At 70.1% G+C, this 20,578-nt stretch carries 22 protein-coding genes; 18 read left to right on the forward strand and 4 right to left on the reverse strand.

Annotated features, from left to right (window positions below; translation table 11 throughout):
• Positions 1–189 precede the first annotated feature (189 nt).
• The 6 genes from IE118_RS07935 (at position 190) to IE118_RS07960 (ending at position 6,558) form a co-directional block, all read left to right on the forward strand.
• Complete coding sequence (locus tag IE118_RS07935) at positions 190–1,137, forward strand: ABC transporter substrate-binding protein (RefSeq protein ID WP_229846703.1); 948 nt, start codon at positions 190–192, stop codon at positions 1,135–1,137.
• Between the two features lie 2 nt (positions 1,138–1,139).
• Positions 1,140–2,105, forward strand: coding sequence for an amino acid ABC transporter permease (locus tag IE118_RS07940; protein ID WP_189556819.1), 966 nt, complete (start codon positions 1,140–1,142; stop codon positions 2,103–2,105).
• Complete coding sequence (locus IE118_RS07945) at positions 2,102–2,914, forward strand: amino acid ABC transporter ATP-binding protein (RefSeq protein ID WP_306430389.1); 813 nt, start codon at positions 2,102–2,104, stop codon at positions 2,912–2,914. The genes IE118_RS07940 and IE118_RS07945 overlap by 4 nt, the downstream gene beginning before the upstream one ends.
• Positions 2,911–4,176 carry a M20 family metallopeptidase gene (locus IE118_RS07950; protein ID WP_229846705.1) on the forward strand — a complete coding sequence of 422 codons (1,266 nt, stop codon included), beginning with the start codon at positions 2,911–2,913 and terminating at the stop codon, positions 4,174–4,176. The genes IE118_RS07945 and IE118_RS07950 overlap by 4 nt, the downstream gene beginning before the upstream one ends.
• Positions 4,177–4,273: 97 nt before the next feature.
• Positions 4,274–5,569, forward strand: a complete 1,296-nt coding sequence (locus IE118_RS07955) for a cyanophycinase (RefSeq protein ID WP_189556822.1) — start codon at positions 4,274–4,276, stop codon at positions 5,567–5,569.
• A 122-nt stretch (positions 5,570–5,691) separates the two neighbouring features.
• A complete protein-coding gene (locus IE118_RS07960; protein WP_189556825.1) occupies positions 5,692–6,558 on the forward strand; it encodes a MurR/RpiR family transcriptional regulator in 867 nt (288 codons plus the stop codon).
• A gap of 89 nt (positions 6,559–6,647) precedes the next feature.
• Here the strand turns inward: IE118_RS07960 and IE118_RS07965 are convergent, their stop codons facing one another.
• Positions 6,648–7,535 (reverse strand): universal stress protein, encoded by an 888-nt coding sequence (locus IE118_RS07965; protein WP_189556826.1) that lies wholly within the window; start codon positions 7,533–7,535, stop codon positions 6,648–6,650.
• 457 nt (positions 7,536–7,992) lie between these two features.
• Positions 7,993–9,099: an alpha/beta hydrolase family protein gene (locus IE118_RS07970; protein ID WP_189556828.1), complete on the reverse strand. Its 1,107-nt coding sequence runs from the start codon at positions 9,097–9,099 to the stop codon at positions 7,993–7,995.
• Positions 9,100–9,213: 114 nt separating this feature from the next.
• Here IE118_RS07970 and IE118_RS07975 point away from each other — a divergent pair, with 114 nt between their 5' ends.
• The 3 genes from IE118_RS07975 to IE118_RS07985 all read left to right on the forward strand — a co-directional run bounded on the left by IE118_RS07975 (position 9,214) and on the right by IE118_RS07985 (position 12,265).
• A complete protein-coding gene (locus tag IE118_RS07975) occupies positions 9,214–9,855 on the forward strand; it encodes a GNAT family N-acetyltransferase (RefSeq protein ID WP_189556829.1) in 642 nt (213 codons plus the stop codon).
• 28 nt (positions 9,856–9,883) lie between these two features.
• Positions 9,884–10,729: a PaaX family transcriptional regulator C-terminal domain-containing protein gene (locus tag IE118_RS07980; RefSeq protein WP_189556986.1), complete on the forward strand. Its 846-nt coding sequence runs from the start codon at positions 9,884–9,886 to the stop codon at positions 10,727–10,729.
• Positions 10,730–10,870: 141 nt separating this feature from the next.
• On the forward strand, positions 10,871–12,265 hold the full coding sequence (locus IE118_RS07985) for an APC family permease (protein WP_373298390.1): 1,395 nt from the start codon (positions 10,871–10,873) through the stop codon (positions 12,263–12,265).
• A 46-nt stretch (positions 12,266–12,311) separates the two neighbouring features.
• On the opposite strand, the gene IE118_RS07990 is transcribed toward IE118_RS07985, so the two are convergent.
• A complete protein-coding gene (locus IE118_RS07990) occupies positions 12,312–12,887 on the reverse strand; it encodes a hypothetical protein (RefSeq protein ID WP_189556833.1) in 576 nt (191 codons plus the stop codon).
• Positions 12,888–13,279: 392 nt separating this feature from the next.
• On the opposite strand from IE118_RS07990, the gene IE118_RS07995 reads away from it, so the two are divergent.
• Both IE118_RS07995 and IE118_RS08000 read left to right on the forward strand, forming a co-directional pair.
• The gene (locus IE118_RS07995; protein WP_189556835.1) at positions 13,280–14,326 is read left to right on the forward strand and encodes a glucose 1-dehydrogenase; all 1,047 of its coding nucleotides are present in this window, start codon (positions 13,280–13,282) and stop codon (positions 14,324–14,326) included.
• Between the two features lie 27 nt (positions 14,327–14,353).
• Positions 14,354–14,863: a gluconokinase gene (locus IE118_RS08000; protein ID WP_189556837.1), complete on the forward strand. Its 510-nt coding sequence runs from the start codon at positions 14,354–14,356 to the stop codon at positions 14,861–14,863.
• Between the two features lie 123 nt (positions 14,864–14,986).
• Here the strand turns inward: IE118_RS08000 and IE118_RS08005 are convergent, their stop codons facing one another.
• Complete coding sequence (locus tag IE118_RS08005; protein ID WP_189556839.1) at positions 14,987–15,622, reverse strand: TetR/AcrR family transcriptional regulator; 636 nt, start codon at positions 15,620–15,622, stop codon at positions 14,987–14,989.
• Positions 15,623–15,746: 124 nt separating this feature from the next.
• On the opposite strand from IE118_RS08005, the gene IE118_RS08010 reads away from it, so the two are divergent.
• The 7 genes from IE118_RS08010 to IE118_RS08040 all read left to right on the forward strand — a co-directional run bounded on the left by IE118_RS08010 (position 15,747) and on the right by IE118_RS08040 (position 20,569).
• Positions 15,747–16,130, forward strand: a complete 384-nt coding sequence (locus IE118_RS08010) for a VOC family protein (protein WP_189556841.1) — start codon at positions 15,747–15,749, stop codon at positions 16,128–16,130.
• Between the two features lie 485 nt (positions 16,131–16,615).
• A complete protein-coding gene (gene ectA / locus IE118_RS08015; RefSeq protein WP_189556988.1) occupies positions 16,616–17,092 on the forward strand; it encodes a diaminobutyrate acetyltransferase in 477 nt (158 codons plus the stop codon).
• A 61-nt stretch (positions 17,093–17,153) separates the two neighbouring features.
• Positions 17,154–18,446: a diaminobutyrate--2-oxoglutarate transaminase gene (ectB, locus tag IE118_RS08020; RefSeq protein ID WP_189556843.1), complete on the forward strand. Its 1,293-nt coding sequence runs from the start codon at positions 17,154–17,156 to the stop codon at positions 18,444–18,446.
• Between the two features lie 65 nt (positions 18,447–18,511).
• Positions 18,512–18,952: an ectoine synthase gene (locus IE118_RS08025; RefSeq protein ID WP_189556845.1), complete on the forward strand. Its 441-nt coding sequence runs from the start codon at positions 18,512–18,514 to the stop codon at positions 18,950–18,952.
• 11 nt (positions 18,953–18,963) lie between these two features.
• Positions 18,964–19,866 (forward strand): ectoine hydroxylase, encoded by a 903-nt coding sequence (thpD, locus tag IE118_RS08030; RefSeq protein ID WP_189556990.1) that lies wholly within the window; start codon positions 18,964–18,966, stop codon positions 19,864–19,866.
• A gap of 27 nt (positions 19,867–19,893) precedes the next feature.
• Positions 19,894–20,247, forward strand: coding sequence for an SAV_915 family protein (locus IE118_RS08035; RefSeq protein ID WP_189556847.1), 354 nt, complete (start codon positions 19,894–19,896; stop codon positions 20,245–20,247).
• Between the two features lie 85 nt (positions 20,248–20,332).
• Complete coding sequence (locus IE118_RS08040) at positions 20,333–20,569, forward strand: metallothionein (RefSeq protein ID WP_189556849.1); 237 nt, start codon at positions 20,333–20,335, stop codon at positions 20,567–20,569.
• Positions 20,570–20,578 lie beyond the last annotated feature (9 nt).

Below are 20,578 nucleotides of genomic sequence, written 5' to 3' on the forward strand. Positions count from 1 at the left end.
GTGCAGCCTGTCAACTGTCCGAATGCTCCCTTTCTGGGTCGGCTCTGACGCGGCGGACGACCGCGGACGGCGTCGTGACGTGAACGTAACGTGCGATACATATGGCCAACGGATCGATCGTTCTGTAACTTCCGGAGCGCAGTCGGCGGCGCCTCCGCCGACGCAGGAGGATGAGAGGCCCGATCCGCCATGAACGCTCGCTCGGTCCGCCGCCTGGCGGCCGCCACCGCAGTGACCACCGCCCTGACCGCGATCACCGCCTGCTCCAGCGACGACGACCCCGCACCGCCGGCCGGCAACGGGGGCACTGTCGCGGGCGTGAGGATCGAGAAGGATGCCGCGCTGCACGACGCGCTGCCCGCGGAGATCAAGGAAGCGGGGACCGTGAAGGTCGCCACCGACGTGCCCTACCCGCCGTTCGAGATGTACGTCGAGGAGGGCAAGAGCGAGCTGACGGGTCTCGACTACGACCTTGCCCAGGCCCTGGGCGCCAAGCTGGGCGTCCGGTTCGTCTTCAGCCCGCAGAAGTTCGACGGGATCGTTCCGGCGATTCAGGCCGGCAAGTTCCACGCCGCGATGTCGGCCATCACCGACAACAAGGAGCGGCAACAGGTCGTCGACTTCGTCGACTACTCACGGTCCGGCTCGGGCATCCTCGTCGCCGAGGGGAACCCCGAGGGAATCGCCACCCTCGACGATCTGTGCGGCGAGAGGATCGCTGTGCAGGTCGCCACCAACCAGCTCGACCTCCTCAAGGAGCACCAGGCGCGGTGCGAGGAAGCCGGCGACGGCCGGATCGACATTCAGACATTCCCGAAGGACTCCGACGCCCAGCTCGCCCTGCGCTCCGGCAAGGTCGTCGCCCAACTGCTGACCAAGCCGGCCGCCGGCTGGACCGCCAAGACGGCCGACGACGGCAAGACGTTCGACCTCGTCGAGGACCCGGCCGCGCCCGGCGGCTACAAGGCCTCGCCCAACGGCATCGCTGTCACCAAGAAATTGCCGGACCTGACCGACGCGATCCAGAAGGCCCTGCAGGCCCTGATCGACGACGGCACCGTGACCAAGATCTTCGAAAAGTACGGTGTCGCCTCCATCGCGGTGAAGGAAGCCACCAGGAACGCGGCGGTCGACTGAGCATGGTCGAGCTGAAAACACCCCGGGACACTGTGTCGCCCGCATCCGGGCACCCTGTTGAGGACCTCGTCGTCGTGCCGGTGCGCAACCATGGCCGCTGGGTGGCCGCGGTGGCCGCTCTGGCAGCACTCGTCGGACTGGTCGGCTCTCTGGCCAAGAACGACAACGTGCGCTGGGACATCGTCGGTGACTACCTTTTCGCCGACCTCGTCTTCGACGGCCTGTTCACCACCCTGTGGCTGACCGTCACGGCCATGATCCTCGGGCTCGCCCTCGGTACGCTGATCGCGGTCATGCGCTTGTCCCCGAGCCCCGTCCTGCACGGTCTGGCCACCTTCTTCGTCTGGATCTTCCGTGGCACCCCGCTGCTCGTGCAGATCATCTTCTGGGGCTATGCGGCCGCGCTGTACAAGTACGTGATGATCGGCGTGCCGTTCACCGACATCACCTTCTTCCGGGCGGAGACCAACTCGCTCCTGACCCCGGCCGTCGCGGCGCTGCTGGCCCTGGGGCTCAACGAGGCGGCATACACGTCGGAGATCGTGCGCGCGGGCATCCAGTCCGTCGACCAGGGGCAGACCGAGGCCGCGCACTCCCTCGGCATGCGACCCGCCCTGACCATGCGCCGCATCGTGCTGCCGCAGGCGATGCGCGTCATCATCCCCCCCATGGGGAACGAGACCATCAACATGCTGAAGATGACCGCCCTGGTCTCGGTCATCTCCGCGCACGACCTGATGTCCAACATCCAGGACGTGTACGCCCAGAACTACCAGGTCATCCCCATGCTGGTCGTGGCCAGCCTGTGGTACCTGGCCCTGGTGACCCTGCTCAGTGTCCCGCAGGCGTACCTGGAGCGACGCTACGGGCGCGGCACCGTCCATGCCCAGCACGTGTCGCCCCTGCGGCGCCTGCTCGGAACAGCCGCCCGGCCCCTCCGCGTGAAGAACAAGGAGGCGGGCCGATGAGCGCCCCCACGGTGCACGACGGCAGCACCCGGACCGTGCATGACGAGAGCGCGCCGATGGTGCGCGCGGAAGGCGTGCACAAGCGCTACGGCAAACTGGAGGTCCTCAAGGGCATCGACCTCACCGTCCGGCGCGGCAGCGTGTGCTGCCTCCTCGGGCCCTCCGGCTCGGGCAAGTCCACGTTCCTTCGCTGCATCAACCACCTCGACAAGGTGGACGGCGGCAGGCTCACCGTCGACGGTGAACTCGTCGGCTACCGCCAGCAGGGTGGCGAGCTGCACGAGCTGCGGGAACGGGAAGTGGCCGAACGGCGCCGGGACATCGGCATGGTGTTCCAGCGCTTCAACCTCTTCCCGCACATGACCGCCCTGGAGAACGTCATGGAGGCACCGGTGCGCGTCGCTGGGACGACGAAGGCGCAGGCACGCGAGGAGGCGAGGCACCTGCTGGAACGGGTAGGTCTCGACGACCGCGCCGGCCATTACCCCGCGCAGCTCTCCGGGGGGCAGCAGCAGCGCGTAGCCATCGCCAGGGCCCTGGCCATGAAGCCCAAACTGATGCTGTTCGACGAGCCGACCTCCGCTCTCGACCCGGAACTCGTCGGCGACGTCCTCGACGTGATGAGGCAGTTGGCCGACGAAGGCATGACGATGGTCGTCGTCACCCACGAGATCGGCTTCGCACGGGAAGTCGGCGACACGGCCGTCTTCATGGACGAAGGGGTGATCATAGAGACCGGCGACCCATGCCAGGTCCTGGTCGAACCCGAACAGGAACGCACGCGCGCCTTCCTGGCGAAGGTCCTGTGAGTGCGCCCCCGCGGCAGCGGCCCCGACCCCACCCCGCCGACCTGCTCGGCTCGGCCCGCAGCCGTCTCCCGCGGTACCTGCGCGACCTCGCCGAGCTCGTGGCCATCGACTCCGGCTCCTACAGCCGCCACGGTGTCAATGCCGTCGCCGACTGGGTGCAGACACGCCTGACTTCGCTCGGCTTCACCGTCGAGCGGATCCGTCCCCCCGCCGTCGACGGCGTGGGACGTCTGAGTGGCCTCCGTACAGGCGATGTGCTGATCGCCCGGAAGCCGGGCCGTCTCGCCGAGGCGGACGGCGGGTGCAGGATCCTGCTGGCCGCCCACATGGACACCGTGTTCGAGGACGGCACCGCCGCCAGGAGGCCCTTCACCCTCGACGGCACCCGCGCGCACGGCCCCGGCGTCAGCGACGACAAGGGCGGCATGCTGGCCGGTCTGACTGCGCTGGAGCTTCTCCAGCAGGAGGAAGCGGAGCAGTACGCGGAGCTGGTGTTCCTCGCCACCCCCGACGAGGAGATCGGCTCCCCAGCCAGCCGGAGGATCACGGAGGAGGTCGCCCGTGGCATGCACTACGCCCTCGGGCTCGAGTGCGCGCGGGAGAACGGGGACCTGGTGCTCGCCCGCAAGGGCGTCGCCGACTTCCGGCTCACCGTCACCGGTCGCGCCGCCCACGCCGGCATCGAGCCCGAACGGGGCGCCAATGCCGCCCTCGCAGCGGCGCACCTCGTCGTCGCCCTGCAGGCACTCAACGGGCGTTGGGACGACGGCACCGTCAACGTCGGGGTCGTCAGGGCCGGCCATCGCCCCAACATCATCTGCTCCGAGGCCGAACTGCACCTGGAGGTACGGGCCGTCACCGCCGCCGGCCTGCGCCGGGTCGGACGAGCCATCGAGGACGCCGCTGCCAGCCCGGCCGTTCCCGGCACCACCGTCACCGTCGAACAGCTCGACGACTGTCCTCCGATGGAGGCGACCCGCGCCTCGCACCACATGCTCGCCGCGGCCGCACAGGCGGCAGCCGCCATCGGTTTCCCCCTGAACGCCACGTCCACCGGAGGCGTCGGCGACGCCAACCTGATCGCCGGCACCGGAGTCCCCGTCCTGGACGGCCTCGGACCCATCGGTGGCGCCGACCACAGCCCCCACGAGTGGCTGGACACCGCGAGCGTGCCCGAGCGGATCGCCCTGCTGGCCGCACTGGTCGTGTCGCTCGGCGACAACGGCGTCGACAGCGACATCGGCGGCAACAAGGGCGCCTGACCGCCGAGCCCCCGGCCGCGTCGCACTCCGGGCGGGGCCGGCTTCTCATCGACCTTCCGACCACCTCTACCTTCCGACCACCTCTTAGGAGGCGCTCATGCGCGACCGTTCCCTGCCCGGCCGACGCCCTGTCCTCGCCGGGGTCACCGCTCTCCTCCTGACCCTCACCGCCGCGCCAGCGGCCCGGGCGACCGTCCACACCAGCAGCAGACCGGCGGAGGGCTCCCTGGTCCTGATCGGTGGCGCACTCGCCGAGAACAACGCACAGGTGTACGGCGAGATCGTCGAACGGGCCGGTGGCTCCCGTGCCCGCATCGGCGTCCTCACCGCCGCGTCCATCCCCGAAAGCCAGGACCCGGATGCTGATGACCCCGAAAGGTGCAGCAACTCCGCCTGCAACGGCGCCTATTACGCCGGCCTCTTCGAGAAGCACGGCGCTGCCGACGCCGAGTGGATCCCCGTCGACCTGGACCACGTCGCGGACGCCGACTCCGACGCCGTCGTCGACCGGATCAACTCCATGACCGGGTTCTTCTTCGGCGGCGGCGACCAGTACCGCTACGTCACCACCCTCCTGCACGGCGACCGGCACACCGACTCCAAGGTGCTCGCCGCCATCCGTGTCAAACTCGCCAACGGCGCGGTCGTCGCCGGCACCTCAGCGGGCGCGCAGATCGCCGCCGGACCCGACATGATCACCGGCGGCGAGTCCTACCAGGCCCTGCGGGACGGCAGTGCGCCCGGCTACTTCGACGACGCCACCCGGCTCGGCTACCACCCCCGAGGCGGATTCGGCTTCCTGCGCTCCGGTCTCGTGGACACCCACACCGGCGCCTACGGCCGGGAAGGCCGGGGCCTGCGCCTGGCCGCGGACACCGGCCACGACCGCGTCTACGCTCTGCAGGAGAACAGCGCGCTCGTCGTCGACCGTCCCGGAACACGGGCCGAGACACTGACCGTCCTCGGCGGCAACGGCGTGGGCATCCTCGACCTGCGCGACGCCCGTGCGCGCACCACCCGGGAGGGCTGGACCCTGACCCGCGCCCGCTACACCCACCTCACCGACGGCGACCGCTACGACACCCGTGACTGGTCCGTACGCCCTGCCTCCGGCAAGCGCGCCCTGATCCCCCGCACGACCTCTCCGGTACCCGCCAACCATGATGTCTTCCACTCGGCCGACAACCCCGCCGGAGTCCCCTACTCCTTCCTGGACACTGCCCGGGCACTCGCCATGACCAGGAACCAGCGCATCGCCACCGCCACCACCTACGAGAGCGCTCCCCGCTTCACCGTCACCTTCACCAAGCGGCCCGGCTTCACAGCCTGGACCAGCGACGGCACCACCGCGCGGACCCTCCTCGGACTGGGCATCGACATCACCCCCAGGTGACCCATCGCCGCGCGCCGTTGGCGGCCGGGGCCGGCCGGGGACACTTCTGCCGGCCCGGCCGCCAGGCGCGTGCACGCACTAGGCTCGGCACCTGAACACCGCAAGATCCGAAAGGAGCCCTCATGGCCTCCGGCACACTCGCCGACGACATCCGTCTCAAGCTGGGCACCCTCAGCCCTGCCGAGCGGAAGGTCGCGAGGGTGCTACTGGCCGCCTACCCCGCGGCGGGGTTCGAGACCGTCGCCACCATCGCCGAACGCGCCGCGGTCAGTGCCCCCACCGTGCTGCGCTTCGTCGCCCGTCTCGGTTACAGCGGATTCCCCGAGTTCCAGGCAGCCCTGCGCGCCGAGCTGGACCAACGCAACGCCTCCCCGCTGTCCCTGTATGAGGAGACGGAGGACGACACCTCGGGCGACGACTCGGCGGCAGGCCTCATGGCGCACAGCAGCAGGCTGTTCACCACCGCCGTCTCCAAGACTCTGGCGGAGACACCGCCGCACGACCTGCAGCGGGCCGTCGCGCTGCTGTCCGACCGCAAGCGCCGGATCACCCTGGTCGGAGGTCGGTTCACCCACCTGCTCGCCCAGTACCTCGGTCTGCACCTGATGCAGTTGCGTGACGACGTACACGTCCTGCCCGAACGCGATGTGGAACGGGCCGCCGCCCTCGCCCGGCTCGGCCGTCGCGACGTCCTTGTCGTCTTCGACTACCGCCGCTACGAGAGCGACAAGTTGACCCTCGCCCAGCTCGCCCAGGAACGTGGTGGCAGGGTCGTCGTGTTCACCGACACCTGGCTGTCACCCACCAGCGCACACGCCGAGGTCGTGCTGCCCAGCCAGGTCACCACCCCGTCGCCGTACGACAGCCTGGTGCCGACGCTCGCGGTCGTCGAGACCGTCGTCGCCGGTCTCCTCTCGACCCTCGGGGACGAGGCGCACCAGCACATGCGGCGGACCGAGGACGTTGCCCGTCGTGTCGGGCTGGTGTGACGGGACCGCGGCCACCGGCCGCCCCCCCGCATCGGCACTATGCGCCGGTGCCGGCCCGTGATCCTGAAGCAGGCGGACGTCGCGCGGGACTACAGGCTCGACCGCACCACGGTGACGGGACACCACGCGTGGTGGAGGACGGCCTGGCTGACCGACCCCATGAGCATGCCGGTGAATCCGCCGCGTCCGCGTGCCCCGACCACCATCAGCTGCACGCTGCCGCTCACCTCGATCAGGGCCTGGCGGGTTCGTCTGCGGACCACACGAGTACGTACCGTGAGTTCCGGGTACCGCTCGCGGTGCCCCGACAAGGCCTTGGCGAGGAACTGCTCCGCCTGCGCCTGCAACTGTTCCGCATCACCGATCAGGTCCACGAGGTCCACCGGATCGCCGGGGTGGTGCTCGCCGTGGTCGGCCCAGGTGGACCACGCGTGAACGGTGAGCAGATCCGCGCCCCTGAGTGCGGCCTCGGCGAAGGCGAACGCGACGGCGGGCTGCCCTTGAGGGGAGCCGTCCACGGCCACTGCGACCGGCCCGGCCGGGTCCGGCCGGCCACGTACGACCATCACCGGGCAGCGCGCGTGCGCGCTCAGATGTACCGCGGTCGATCCCAGCAGGACGTCGCGGAAGCCTCCCGAGCCGCGGTGGCCCACCACGACGAGCTGGGCGGTGCGCGACTGGGCCTCCAAGGCTGTCACCTTCTCACCGGGAATCGCCGCCCGGCTCACCTTCACTCCTGGTGCGGCGTTCCTGGCCTGCGCGGTTGCCTGTGCCAGGAGACGGTCGACCGATTCACGCAGGGCCCCGGCGGGTGGACCGAGCGGCGACGCGCCGGGCGGGGCGTGCATGGCCGGCCAGGTGAAGGCATGGATCACGTGCAGTTCCGCATCACGCATCCGCGCCTCACGTGCTGCGGCGTCCACGGCGGCGAGGGCGGAAGCGGAACCGTCCACGCCGACAACGACCGGCCCGGTCATCGCTTCGCCTCCTCCTGCGGGCAGGAGTGTGAAGAAGGGCAGGCGGCGTGTCGGCCTCCCCTCCTACAGTTTCGCCCGCGATCACACGGCGCGCCAGGCAGGCACCGGCGCCCAAGGAGCCGGTGAGACCGTCCGTTTTCAGCCCTCTGTCAGGGCTCAGGAGGCAAGCGACGGGCAGGGGGTAGTCGGACAGGTATGGATGGCACACGATTTCGACAGGACGAGCGGAGCACACAGGAATCCCGTGCCCGGGGGACGATGCGGATCTGGCAGTGGGCCAGGTGGGCGGCGCTCGTCCTTGCGGTCAGCTGGGCGGTCAGCTGGGTCGTCAATCTCCTTCAGGGCGAAGGGGGACGCGACTTGTGGTGGCCCCTGGTCAGTACCGTCATCTGGACAGGGGTGGCCGTGAACGGCTTCGTGACCTACCGCCGGATCAGGACGACGACCCTGCCGGCCCTCACCGGCCGTCCGTCTGCCTGACCACGTCGGCCGGCCGGCTTCCCGTCCCCTGCCGCCGCCGGGAGCCGAGTTCCTCGAGGAACTGTCCCTGGTCGTGCAGGAATCCGTCCGCGAAGAGCGAGCGGGGGGCGAAGAGCGCGGTGAGCGTGATCCTGAGGTCCGACTGCTCAACGGACTGTTTGACCAGTGAATGCGTGGCGTCCGGGTAGCGCTTGACCGCCAACGCCCCCCCCGTGGCCAGCACTTTGCGGTACGTGCGCTCCGTGTCGGCGGTGTCCACGTTGACGTCATGGTCCGCGAGGATCAGCAGTACCGGTACGCCGCGCAGGGCGCGGAGGTCTCGCGTGGCGTCCGCGGTGTAGTTCCTGGAGATGAAGCCCCAGCGGTCGGCGGTCATGCCGTCCGCGTCGCCGCCCATCGCCCTGACGTACTCCTCGAAGGTCGCGTGGCGTCGCAGCAGCCGGCGGGTGGTGTCGCTCCTGGCGACCTCCGCTTCGGTGCGGGCTGCTGACGCGCCGTCGGCGCGCAGCTCGGCGAGGAGGTTGTAGCGGCCCTGCTGGAGCCAGTTGATCGCGGGCGAGACGGCGACGACGAAGCTCACGGGCGTCCTGGCGGCGATCTTCGGCAGGACCCAGCCCGCCTGGCTGGCGCCCCAGAGTCCGATCCGGCCGCCGTCGATGTCCGGGCGGGCGCGGGCCCAGGCGATGGCGGCGGCTGCCTCCTCGGCCCGGTCGTCCATGGACTGGTGGAGCCAGTTGCCGGGCGCGCCCGCGACTCCGGGCTTGTCCCAGGACAGGGAGGCGTACCCGGCCTTGGCGTTCGCCTCCCAGAGCGGCTTGTAACCGTCGGCGTGGGTCGCGTCGACGGGGCCGTCGCCGTGGATGTACACGACCAGGCCGTGGTGCTTGCGGCCGTCCCTGGGGATGGCCAGCACGCCGTTGAGGGTGTGGCCCCCGTGGCGGATCGTGACCCGCTGCTCCTCCATGTCGTAGGAGTTCTGCCACAGCACCACACCGACGAGGCCGGCGGTCACGGCCAGGACCGTGACGAGTGACCACACGGCGAGGCGGAGCCCGCCCCGTCGGAACCGGGTCTTCGGACGCATGACAGGACCACCTCTGTTCGGGACGCGGAGCAGATCGCAAAACTATCATTAAGAAAACGATCGTCGAGAGTCTGATAGTTTTGTGCTCGGTTCCGGAGAGGAAGGCGGCAGGACATGGGAGCGGACGCGACAGGCCCCGGGGTCGGAGCGTTGACGGTGCGGCGAGGCGTTCCGGCCGGAGCCGAGCGGCGGGTGGCCGAGCTGTACTGGGACGCCTTCGGCCGCAAACTCGGTCCCGCCCTGAACCCGGCGGACAAGGCGGTGCCCTTCATCGCCGCCCACCTGAACACCGATCGAGCGGTCTGCGCCCTCCTCGACGGGCGGATCGTCGGCCTCGCCGGCTACCAACACGGCGGGCGGGCCCTCACCGGGGGATCGGCCGGCGCCGTGCTGCGCGCCTACGGGCACCTGCGAGGACTGCACCGACTCCTGCTCCTCGCCCTGTTCGAGCGGCGCCCGGCTCCCGGGCAGCTCGTCATGGACGGCATCGCCGTGGACCCGGACCTGCGCGGCCGCGGCGTCGGAAGCCTGCTCATCGAAGAAGTGGCCGCTGTCGCGGCGGAGCAGGACTGCCGGGAGATCAGACTGGACGTGATCGACACCAATCCGCGCGCCCGCGCCCTGTACGAGCGGCGCGGCTTCACGGCCGTACGGACCGAGCACACGCCCTACCTGCGCGGACTGCTCGGCTTCGGCGCGGTGACCACCATGCGCCGCCCGGTCGGCACAGGATCAGGAGAGAACCGTGAACGCTGACTCCGACCACGTCGAGGTCCCCACCCGCATGCTCGTCCACGCGCTGATCCGCGAGGACGGCACCGTCGGCGCGGACGAGCTGTACACCGTCGCCAACACCCTGGGCATGAGCGACCAGCAGGTACGGCTGTGCGTCAAACGCCTCGTGACCGAAGGCCGCTTCACCCACGAGGGCCGAGGCCGCAAGGCGGAACTGCACGCGACCACGGACACCCTGCACGCCCTCGCCCCCAACGCGGACTTCCTGCGGCACGCGTTCCAGCAGGACGCCGGGCTCGCGCCCTGGGACGGGGTCTGGCACCTGGCCGCCTTCGCGGTACCGGAAGCGGCGCGCACCGCCCGGGACGCCCTGCGCGAGACGCTCGTCCACCTCGGCGGCGCCCCGCTCCAGGGCGGACTGTACGTCTGCGCCAACGCATGGGAACCGTACGTCGAAGAAGCGGCCCACCGCCTCGGCGCACACAGCGCGCTCACCCTCCTCACCACGACGGACCTGCGCAGGGGCGACACCCAGGAGCCTGCCGAACTCGCTCGCCTGCTGTGGCCTCTGCGGGAGATCGCCGACCGCTATGACCGCCTCAGCCGCATCACCCGGCCCCGCCTCACCCGGCTCACCGGCCCTGCCGCACTCTCCCCGGCCACGCTTCTCACCATCGCTGTCGAGCTGGCCGCCGAACTCACCCGCGCCATGGAGCCCGACCCGCTGCTGCCGCCCCAGCTCCTGCCCCACCCCTGGCCCGGCACCCGGGCCAGGGAACTCGTCGCCCGGTGCTGGGCCGCCCTGCACGAACGTGACCAGGGCGAGACCCGCCCGGCCCTCTTCCGCCTCTACGCCGACATCACCCGGGAAGCCGCCGGCCGGGCCGCGCACTGAAGACGGCGCCGAGGACGCACCGACGGCAGGACCACGGTGATCGCGGACGGCACGGTGCCATGCGGCTGGTGTGACGCGACGCATTCGTCCCGCGTCCGGTGAGCGAGCGTGCATTCCCCGGCAGGGGGGACACGAGGCGGTATGGCAAGAAGAGTCGGGAACAGAGTGTCGGCGGAGACGGGAGAACAGGCAGGGGCAGAGGAGACGACGACGCTCAAGCGCGCCCTGACGACCCCGCTGCTGTACTTCTTCATTCTGGGCGATGTCCTCGGTGCCGGGGTGTACGTCCTGGTCGGCCAGGTCGCGGCCGACGCCGGGGGAGCGGTGTGGGTACCGCTGGTCGTCGCACTGCTGCTGGCGCTGCTGACCGCCGCCTCCTACGCCGAGCTGGCGACGAAGTACCCGCGGGCGGGCGGAGCCTCCCACTACGTGACGCGCGCCTTCGGGCCGTTCGCCGGATTCATCGCGGGCTTCTGCATGCTGGCCGCCGGCATCGTCTCCGTGGCCGCGCTCGCCCGCGGCTTCGGCGGCGACTACCTGTCGGCCTTCGTGACCCTGCCCGTGGGGCTCGTGGCCGTGCTGTTCCTGGCCCTGCTGGCCCTGGTCAACGCGCGGGGCATCAAGGAGTCGACCCGTGCCAACGTGGTGGCCACCGTCGTCGAGGTCGGCGGACTGGCCGTCATCGTCGTCCTCGGCGCGTGGCTGCTGCTGCGCGGCGACGGCGACGTGGGGCGGCTCACGGAGCTGGGCACCCCGGAGAAGGGGGCGGCGGCGGCCGTGCTGAGCGGGTCGGTGCTGGCGTACTACTCCTTCGTCGGGTTCGAGACCTCCGTGAACGTCGCCGAGGAGACCCGGGATCCGCGGCGCTCCTACCCGCGCGCCCTGTTCGGCGCCCTCGCCACCGCCGGAGCTGTGTACGTGCTGGTGGGCCTGGCCGCGTCCGCGGCGGTACCGACGGCCCGGCTGGCCGAGTCGAGCGGGCCGCTGCTGGAGGTCGTCGAGGCGGCAGGCGGCGTGCCGACCCGTCTCTTCAGCGCCGTCGCGCTCGTCGCCGTGGCCAACGGTGCGCTGCTCACCGGCATCATGTCCTCCCGCCTGGCCTACGGGATGGCGAAGGACGGGCTGCTGCCCGCCACGCTGACCAAGGTGCTGCCGGGCCGCCGTACACCGTGGGCCGCGATTGCGCTCACCACACTGCTGGCGATGCTTCTCGCACTCACCGGCAGCGTCGCCACCCTGGCTTCCACTCTGGTGCTCCTGCTGCTGGTCGTCTTCCTCATGGTCAACACGGCCGTGCTGGTGCTGCGCCGTGAGCACGGCGAAGCCGACCACTTCCGGGCCCCGACCGCACTGCCGGTACTGGGCATCGCATCCTGTGTGGTGCTGTCCACGCAGATCGAGGCACAGGTGTGGCTGCGCGGACTGACGGTCGTGGCCGTCGGCACGGTGCTTGCGGTACTCGTCGTCGTGCGGCGGACCAGGCGTGCGGACGGAGACGTGCGGAACCCGGCTGAAGACGTGCGGAACCCCGGCTGAACGGGGTGCCGCCGCTTCCGTCGGCCACGGACCGGGACGTCCGGGGTCAGCCGATGTCGAAGTCCAGGTTGGTGACGTACCACCTGTCCTCGATCTTGCTGGAGTGCACCTTGACGTCGAGCCGGCCGGGTTCCAAGCCGGTGGAACGGGACAGGATGATCTTGTCGAGGGTCTGACCGTCAATGGTGATTCCGTCGGCGGGGACCACCACCGTTTCGTCTCCGGTGGCCGGGGTCTCGGCGACCTCGACCTCCGGGTCGGCCGAGGGCGGATCAGGGGTGAACGACTCCCGCAGCTGTCCGAGGTTCTGCTGCACCTGCTTGCCTTCGGGCGTGTCGGTGTCGCACGTCGCCTCCGTGCCGGCTCGTGCGGGCGTCGAGCCGGCAGCCGCTTCGCCCATCAGCAGGCACGCCTCCTTCGGCTGGTTCTTGACGACTGCGGTGACCCACGCCGCGATCGTTCCCTCAGCCGTGGACTGGTCGGCGGCCGAGGCGTGCGGCGCATCCGAGGCCTCTCCCTGCCCGCTGCCCGGCGGCTGCCCCGCGTCGGCGGTGGGCGAGCCGCCCGAACGGGTCTCCTTCTCTCCGGCGTCCGAATCGCTGGAGCACCCCGTGAGAGCCATGACCGCCGCCATCAACACGCCCCCGGCCACCCGGCCGACGCTTCTCTGCCTGTCGCTCACTGACACCGCTCCGGTCGTCCTTCCGTCCGTCCTGTGGGAGTGACGCACCCATGTGCCTCTCCGGGGGTGGCCTTCCGGCACTCCCGTCTGGCGCCACTTTCCTCATGAGAACGCTCCGGGCGGCGAACCGGTTCACCGCCGGCACCCGGTATCGCGGGGGCGCGCCGGGGAGCTGCCGGCCGAGCCACTCCTCCGGAGAAGCCGGGTGCCAGGTGGAACGCGGCCGCGTGGCCGGTGCTGAAAGGGGCTGAGCGGGACACACGTATAGCCGGGATGTACGGCAGTGGCGCGACCGCATGAGGCGCCGCGTAGTGGAAGGAGCGAGGTGGGCGATGCGTGCACTGACTGTGCGGCCCGGCGACAAGCATTCCCTGGAGGTACGGGAGGTGCCCGACCCCGTCCCCGCCGACGGTGAGCTGCTGGTGCGGGGCCTGGCGGTGGGGGTGTGCGGAACGGACAGGGAGATCGCCGGCGGCGAGTACGGCTGGGCCCCGCCGGGCCGTGATCGGCTGGTACTGGGGCACGAGTCCCTCGGGCAGGTGCTGCAGGCGCCCCCCGGCAGCGGCTTCACGGCCGGTGACCTCGTCGCCGGTGTGGTGCGCCGGCCGGACCCCGAACCGTGCGGTGCCTGCGCCCGCGGAGAGTTCGACATGTGCCGCAACGGCCGCTACACCGAACGCGGCATCAAGGAGATCGACGGTTATGGCGCACAGGTGTGGTGCGTGGAAGCCGACTACGCGGTGAAGCTGGAGGCGGGTCTGGAACGCGTCGGTGTGCTCATGGAGCCGACCACCGTGGTGGCGAAGGCGTGGGAGCAGGTCGAGCGTGTCGGGGGCCGTTCGTGGTTCGAGCCGCGTCGCGCCCTGGTGACGGGAGCAGGGCCCATCGGGCTCCTCGCCGCCCTCCTGGGGGCACAGCGCGGGCTGGAGATGCATGTCCTCGACCGGGCGACCGAAGGGCTCAAGCCCGCTCTGGTGCGGGAGTTGGGCGCCACCTACCACGCGGAGGACGCCGAGCAGGTCATCTCCGCGGTACGTCCGGACGTCGTCGTCGAAGCGACGGGCGCGAACGAGCCGGTCCTCGCCGCCCTGACGGGTACCGCGCCCTACGGGGTGGTGTGCCTGACCGGTGTGTCACCCGGCGGCCGCAGGATGACCGTGGACGCGGGCGCCCTCAACCGGGACATCGTGCTGCAGAACGACGCCGTGGTGGGCTCGGTCAACGCGAACCTCCGTCACTACGGCCTCGCCGCGGAAGCGCTGGTACGGGCCGACAGGTCGTGGCTCGAGCGACTGATCACCCGGCGGGTGCCGCTGGAGCACGCGGAGGAGGCGTTCACACCACGACCCGACGACGTCAAGGTCGTCATCGAACTGTAGGCGGCACGGTACGAAGGAAGGCTCCGCATGTCTCAGCACACTGCTCCGCTGGTCGTCGTCATGGGCGTGTCGGGTTCGGGGAAGACCACAGTCGGCCAACTGCTGGCACGGCACCTCGGGGTTCCCTACGCCGAGGGAGACGACTTCCACCCCGCGTCGAACGTGGCGAAGCTGCGGGCGGGTCACCCGCTCGACGACGAGGACCGCCGCCCCTGGCTGGAGGAGGTGGCACGATGGCTGGCCGACCATGCGGACGGTGGAGGCGTGGTGACCTGCTCGGCGCTCAAGCGCCGCTACCGTGCCCGGCTGGCTTCCGCCGCGTCGCGCGTCTTCTTCCTCCACCTCGACGGCTCGCCCGAGCTGATCGCCGCACGCATCACCGCACGACGGGGCCACTTCATGCCGCCCGAGCTGCTCCGTACACAGTTCGCCGACTTCGAAGCACTGGGCGAGGACGAAGCGGGCGCGGCCGTCCCGATCGACGGTACGCCGCAGGAGACGGCGGCTCTCGCTCATGCGGCCGTCACCTCGACCTGACCCGACCCTCGTGCCGCAGTCCGCCGACGGGTCCGCAGGTCGTCGACGGGTCCGCAGGTCGTCGATCACCCAGGCCGTCGGCGCGGTCAGCGGCAGCAGGGGCTCCGTCGCCGTGAGGGGCGTTCATCCCACGGCGTAGTGACCGAGGGCCGGTTCGAGGAGGCCGAAGGCGTCGGCGGCCTCGTCCGCGACGACTGCGGCGATCTCGTCGTTGGTGCGGCCGGCGAGGGTCAGCTCCTGGATGCGGCGGAACATGACGCGGTGCACGGCTGCGAGGAGGGCCGCAGTGGTGCGCGCGGTGATGTCGTCGGGGGAGGAGCCGGTGGCCTCGGCGAGGGCGGCAGCGAGTGCTTCTTCACGCCGGTCGTGAAGTGTGCGCAGACAGGCCGAGAGAGTCGGGCTCTCGTGGATCATCCGGGAGAAGTCCGGGCCGGCGAAGCCGATCACCGGGTCCTGGGCGGCGACGCCCGCTTCGAAGGTGCGGCGCAGCGCGCCCAGGACGGACTCTCCGGCAGGGCGGGCGGACACGGTCTCGGCCAGGCTCGCCACGAACGCGTCCTGGTGGTCGAAGGCCATGTCCTCCTTGCGCGGGAAGTAGTTGGTCACGGTCTTCGTGGCGACGCGGGCGGCGGTGGCGATCTCCGCGATGGTCGTCGACTCGAACCCCTGCGTCATGAAGAGGCGGGTGGCCTGGTCGGAGATCAACTGCCGGGTCTCCCGCTTCTTGGCCTCACGCAGTCCGGTGGTCTCGATACTCATGGCAGGATTTTACCTCGATAGCAAGTTTATGTTGACACCGATTCTTGCCTGCGAGCTAAGTTTACCTCCAACGTAAATTTCTCCCATCGCCTGCTCTCCCACCTCCTGAACCGAAGGAACCCGCGTGCAGATCACCGCTTCCACCGTCTCCCTCACCGTGGACGACGTGGCCGCCTCCCGCTCCTTCTTCACCACCCACCTCGGCTACGAGGAGCGCATGGCCGCCGACGGCTTCTCCTCGCTGAGCCGGCCCGATGCCGCGCCCGACATCGTCCTGCTGCGTCGCGGCACGGAGGTCCTGCCGGCCGACCAGCGCGATCAGCGCGCCGGCGGGCTCATCCTCGCCTTCACCCTCGACAGCGGCATAGCCCAGGAAGAGGACAGGCTCCGGGCTGCGGGCGTCGACATCACCATGCCGTTGCGGGAAGAGCCGTGGGGTGAACGCCTCTTCCAGATCACCGACCCCAACGGTGTGGTCGTCCAGTTCGTGGAGTGGGCCTCGTCCTAGGCGGCCCGACCTCACCCCGGTCGCGGAGTTCACCCGAGGTCCGCTCCGCTCGGCGGGCCGGGGCTACTGCTGACCCCCGTGTTCAGCGCGCGGGCCGGCTCACTGACCGTCGCCGGCGGCTGCACCGAGCGGAGCGCCGGCCGTCCTCGCTCCACGGGCCGCAACCCGACCGCCCGCAGTGTCCCTTGTGAGGGGAACTGCCACGGCTTGGAAAATCGGGGAACATTCCACCTTTAGCCGCCTCTAAACAGGCGGGTTCACCTAGGCATGCGCGGCCCGGCGGACGTAGCATCGAACCGAGGTGTTACAGCCGTATTTCCGCGCGGACAAATGAACCTGGAGCGACAGGCGCCGAATTCAGTGACGTATCGGGTCGAGCGGTCATCGGTCGGGCTCGCAGGAAACGGAGTCGGGGGAGGTCCGTTCGACATGTGCGCGGTGGTTCGCGCAGCGAGAGTGAGGTGTGTTCCGTGGACACACTGGTCATGGCGATTCCCACGGTCGAGGACGGGGCTGCTGCGTGGCATATCGCCCGTGAATCCCGGGTACTCGACGTGAATTCTCCATACAGCTATCTGCTGTGGTTCAGGGATTTCGCCCGTACGTCCGTGGTGGCCTCGGATTCCGGTGACGTCCCCGTCGGATTCGTCACCGGATTCCGCCGGCCCGAGCAGCCGGACACCCTCGTCGTGTGGCAGATAGCCGTGGACCGGGGGCAGCGCGGACGCGGCACCGCCAGTGCCATGCTGGACCATCTCACCGCCCGGCTGACCGCGGACGGCGCCCTGCGGCACCTGGAGACGACCATCAGCCCGGACAACGCCGCATCCCACCGGCTGTTCCGGTCCTTCGCCCGGCGGCACGCGGCACGGCTCGAAAGGGACCTCCTGTTTCCGGCGGAACTCTTCCCGGACACGCACGAAGCCGAGTTCCTCTACCGCATCGGGCCGCTGCTCCGCTGACCGGCGCCCTCGACGGAACTGAGAAGTCAGTCCGTTCGTCCTCCGTAAGGAGCGAGCAATCATGACGGTTCCCCATTCCGCCTCTCACGTGTTCGAGAGGCTCGAGTCCGAGGTCCGCAGTTATTGCCGGGGCTGGCCCACCGTCTTCGACCGTGCGCACGGCAGCCACATGTACGGCGAGGACCATCGTCCCTATCTGGATTTCTTCTCCGGTGCCGGGACGCTGAACTACGGGCACAACAACCCGGTATTGAAGCGCGCGCTTCTCGACTACATCGAACGTGACGGCGTCACCCACGCCCTCGACATGTCGACGGCCGCCAAGCGCACATTCCTGGAGACCTTCCAGGAGACCGTGCTGGAACCGCGCGAACTGCCCTACAAGGTGATGTTCCCCGGACCCGCCGGCACCAATGCCGTGGAGGCCGCCCTGAAGCTGGCCCGTAAGGTGAAGGGCAGGGAAGCCGTCGTCTTCTTCACCAACGCCTTCCACGGCATGTCGCTGGGCTCCCTCGCCGTCACCGGCAACGCCTTCAAGCGGGCGGGTGCGGGGATCCCGCTGGTGCACGCCACCCCCATGCCCTACGACGAGCGACCGGACGGTGGGCAACCCGCGTTCCGCTGGTTCGATCGGCTGCTGGCCGGCGAGGGCTCCGGCCTGGACGCCCCGGCGGCCGTGATCGTCGAAACCGTGCAGGGCGAGGGCGGGCTCAACGTGGCCCGCGCCGAGTGGCTGCGCGACCTCGCCGAACTGTGCCGGCGCCGGGACATGCTGCTGATCGTCGACGACATCCAGATGGGGTGCGGCCGCACCGGCGCGTTCTTCTCCTTCGAGGAGTCCGGCATCGTCCCGGACATCGTGACCCTCTCGAAGTCCGTCAGCGGATACGGACTCCCGATGGCGCTGACCCTGTTCCGTCCCGAGCTGGACATCTGGCAGCCCGGCGAACACAACGGCACGTTCCGCGGCTTCAACCCGGCCTTCGTCACCGCCACCGCCGCGCTGGAGGAGTACTGGCGCGACGGCCGGCTGGAGAAACAGACCCTGGCCCGCGGAGAGCAGCTCGAGCAGGCGTTGCGGGCCGTCGCGGCCGGCCGGACGGATACGGCACCCGACGTGCGTGGCCGTGGGCTCGCGTGGGGCATGGAGTTCGCCGATCCGTCCCGTGCCACCGCCGTGTGCGCCCGCGCCTTCGAACTGGGCCTGCTGCTGGAGACGTCCGGCCCGCAGGACGAGGTCGTCAAGCTGTTCCCGCCGTTGACCATCGACGACGAGGAACTGGAGGAAGGGCTCGCACTGTTCGGTCGCGCGGTCCGGGAGACCGAGCAGCCGCCGCGGTCCGGCCCCCGCTGAGGACACGAGCGCACCGACGGCCGTGGGCGTGCATGCCCACACCGGGCAGAGAGGTGGGATCCATCGTGATCGTCCGTTCCCTGAAGGAGATCGAGGACACCGCCCGGCACGTCAGGGCCACGTCCGGCACCTGGGAGAGCAAACGGCTCGTCCTCGCCCGTGAGCGGGTCGGCTTCTCCCTGCACGAGACGACGCTCTACGCGGGTACGCAGACGACGATGTGGTACGCCCACCACGTCGAGGCCGTGCTCTGCGTCGAGGGCGAGGCGGAGCTGACCGACGAGGAGACCGGCGAGAAGCACTGGATCACGCCGGGAACGATGTACCTGCTGGACGGCCACGAGCGGCACACCATGCGGCCCAAGACCGACTTCCGCTGCGTGTGCGTCTTCAACCCGCCCCTGACCGGCCTGGAGGACCACGACGACAACGGTGCCTACCCTCCCCCGGAGCCGAGTACCCGAAGGGACCCCGAGCCGGGGGAATCCGGAATCGACGACGCGTGAGGACGACCATGATGACGACGTACAACCACCGCCGGACCACCGACTCGTACCCGACCCGCGGCACGACCGAGGCGATGATGCCGCGTCGCGACCCCGTGGTGTGGTCAACACCCGACACGCCCGGCCCCCTCGGGCGGGCCGGACTGCTGGACTTCGAACGCACCGGTTTCACGACCGTCGACACACTGCTGGGCCCGGACGAGGTGGCCCTGTACCGCGCCGAGCTGGACAGGCTGGTCCGGGACCCGGCGATCCGCTCCGACGAACGCGCCGTCGTCGAGCCCACCTCCCACGACATCCGATCGGTGTTCGAAGTGCACCGGATCAGTGAGGTGTTCGCCTCCCTCGTCCGTGACGAACGCGTGGTGGGAGCAGCCCGCCAGATCCTCGGCTCGGACGTGTACGTCCACCAGTCCCGCATCAACGTGAAACCCGGCTTCGGAGCGAGCGGCTTCTACTGGCACTCGGACTTCGAGACCTGGCACGCCGAGGACGGCCTGCCCCGCATGCGAGCCGTGTCGGTGTCGATCGCGCTCACCGACAACCACGCCACCAACGGAAGCCTGATGATCATCCCCGGCTCGCACAGGACGTTCCTGAGCTGCGCGGGGGAGACGCCCCGGGACAACTACAAGAAGTCACTCAGGATGCAGGAGGCGGGGACGCCGTCGAACGAGGCCATCACCGCGCTGTCCGAACCGAACGGCATCCGGCTGATCACCGGCCGTTCCGGCTCCGCGACCTGGTTCGACTGCAACTGCATGCACGGCTCGGGCGACAACATCACACCGTACCCGCGGAGCAACGTGTTCCTCGTGTTCAACAGCGTCGAGAACACGGCGGCGGAACCCTTCGCGGCACCGGCACGGCGCCCCGCGTTCGTCGGAGCGCGCGACTTCACGCCGGTGAGGTGAAGGCCGTAGGTGTGACCGGAGACCACCATGGCTGATCGACGGAGCGGGGAACTCACACCCGGCGGACAGGCGCCGACCGATCTGCTGTACGTACCCGTCCGGCCGGAACGCCGCTGCTACGTGACCTGCTTCTTCCGCACCCCCAGTGGTTGCCGTACCGCCGTCGCCTTCACCTCCTGCGCGCGCTTGCTGGCGGCCCTCGGTCAGGACCATCCGTGGATCAGGCTCTCCGTCACCGCGCTGCGCGCCCTCACCGCGCCCCTCGGGTGCCCCACGATCACCGTCGATCCACAGGTGTCGGTCCGCCCGGGCGGCACCCCCCTCAGAACCCGCCCGGGTCCCGGTACGAGCCTGCTGCCGGGGGCACGGGTGAACCGGTGACGGGAGACGGCCCTCGCACGGCGAGCGGCCCGCAGGCGACGAGCACGGCCGGTCAGGCCGGCTGCCACTCGGAAAGGAGCACGACATGGCGGTCTGCGAGGTATGCGGAAACGACTACGCCCTGTCCTTCGAAGTGCACACGGCCGGTGACGGGGTGCACACCTTCGACAGCATCGAATGCGCCGCCCACCGGCTGGCGCCCATCTGCGACAACTGCCAGTGCAAGGTCCTCGGACACGGGCACCAGGCCGACGGGCGCTTCTTCTGCTGCGCCCACTGTGCCCGGGCACGCGGCTACGAGACCCTCACGGACAGCGCGTGACCGGGCGGT

This window comes from Streptomyces pilosus (assembly GCF_014649835.1).
Classification (GTDB): Bacteria; Actinomycetota; Actinomycetes; order Streptomycetales; family Streptomycetaceae; genus Streptomyces; species Streptomyces pilosus.

Bases quoted from the DNA above. Each gene is read 5' to 3' on its own strand.
- IE118_RS07935 (WP_229846703.1), top strand. From the start codon at position 190: ATGAACGCTCGCTCGGTCCGCCGCCTGGCGGCCGCCACCGCAGTGACC.
- IE118_RS07940 (WP_189556819.1), top strand. From the start codon at position 1,140: ATGGTCGAGCTGAAAACACCCCGGGACACTGTGTCGCCCGCATCCGGG.
- IE118_RS07945 (WP_306430389.1), top strand. From the start codon at position 2,102: ATGAGCGCCCCCACGGTGCACGACGGCAGCACCCGGACCGTGCATGAC.
- IE118_RS07955 (WP_189556822.1), top strand. From the start codon at position 4,274: ATGCGCGACCGTTCCCTGCCCGGCCGACGCCCTGTCCTCGCCGGGGTC.
- IE118_RS07960 (WP_189556825.1), top strand. From the start codon at position 5,692: ATGGCCTCCGGCACACTCGCCGACGACATCCGTCTCAAGCTGGGCACC.
- IE118_RS07965 (WP_189556826.1), bottom strand. From the start codon at position 7,535: ATGACCGGGCCGGTCGTTGTCGGCGTGGACGGTTCCGCTTCCGCCCTC.
- IE118_RS07970 (WP_189556828.1), bottom strand. From the start codon at position 9,099: ATGCGTCCGAAGACCCGGTTCCGACGGGGCGGGCTCCGCCTCGCCGTG.
- IE118_RS07975 (WP_189556829.1), top strand. From the start codon at position 9,214: ATGGGAGCGGACGCGACAGGCCCCGGGGTCGGAGCGTTGACGGTGCGG.
- IE118_RS07980 (WP_189556986.1), top strand. From the start codon at position 9,884: ATGCTCGTCCACGCGCTGATCCGCGAGGACGGCACCGTCGGCGCGGAC.
- IE118_RS07985 (WP_373298390.1), top strand. From the start codon at position 10,871: ATGGCAAGAAGAGTCGGGAACAGAGTGTCGGCGGAGACGGGAGAACAG.
- IE118_RS07990 (WP_189556833.1), bottom strand. From the start codon at position 12,887: ATGGCTCTCACGGGGTGCTCCAGCGATTCGGACGCCGGAGAGAAGGAG.
- IE118_RS07995 (WP_189556835.1), top strand. From the start codon at position 13,280: ATGCGTGCACTGACTGTGCGGCCCGGCGACAAGCATTCCCTGGAGGTA.
- IE118_RS08000 (WP_189556837.1), top strand. From the start codon at position 14,354: ATGTCTCAGCACACTGCTCCGCTGGTCGTCGTCATGGGCGTGTCGGGT.
- IE118_RS08005 (WP_189556839.1), bottom strand. From the start codon at position 15,622: ATGAGTATCGAGACCACCGGACTGCGTGAGGCCAAGAAGCGGGAGACC.
- ectA (WP_189556988.1), top strand. From the start codon at position 16,616: ATGGCGATTCCCACGGTCGAGGACGGGGCTGCTGCGTGGCATATCGCC.
- ectB (WP_189556843.1), top strand. From the start codon at position 17,154: ATGACGGTTCCCCATTCCGCCTCTCACGTGTTCGAGAGGCTCGAGTCC.
- thpD (WP_189556990.1), top strand. From the start codon at position 18,964: ATGACGACGTACAACCACCGCCGGACCACCGACTCGTACCCGACCCGC.
- IE118_RS08035 (WP_189556847.1), top strand. From the start codon at position 19,894: ATGGCTGATCGACGGAGCGGGGAACTCACACCCGGCGGACAGGCGCCG.
- IE118_RS08040 (WP_189556849.1), top strand. From the start codon at position 20,333: ATGGCGGTCTGCGAGGTATGCGGAAACGACTACGCCCTGTCCTTCGAA.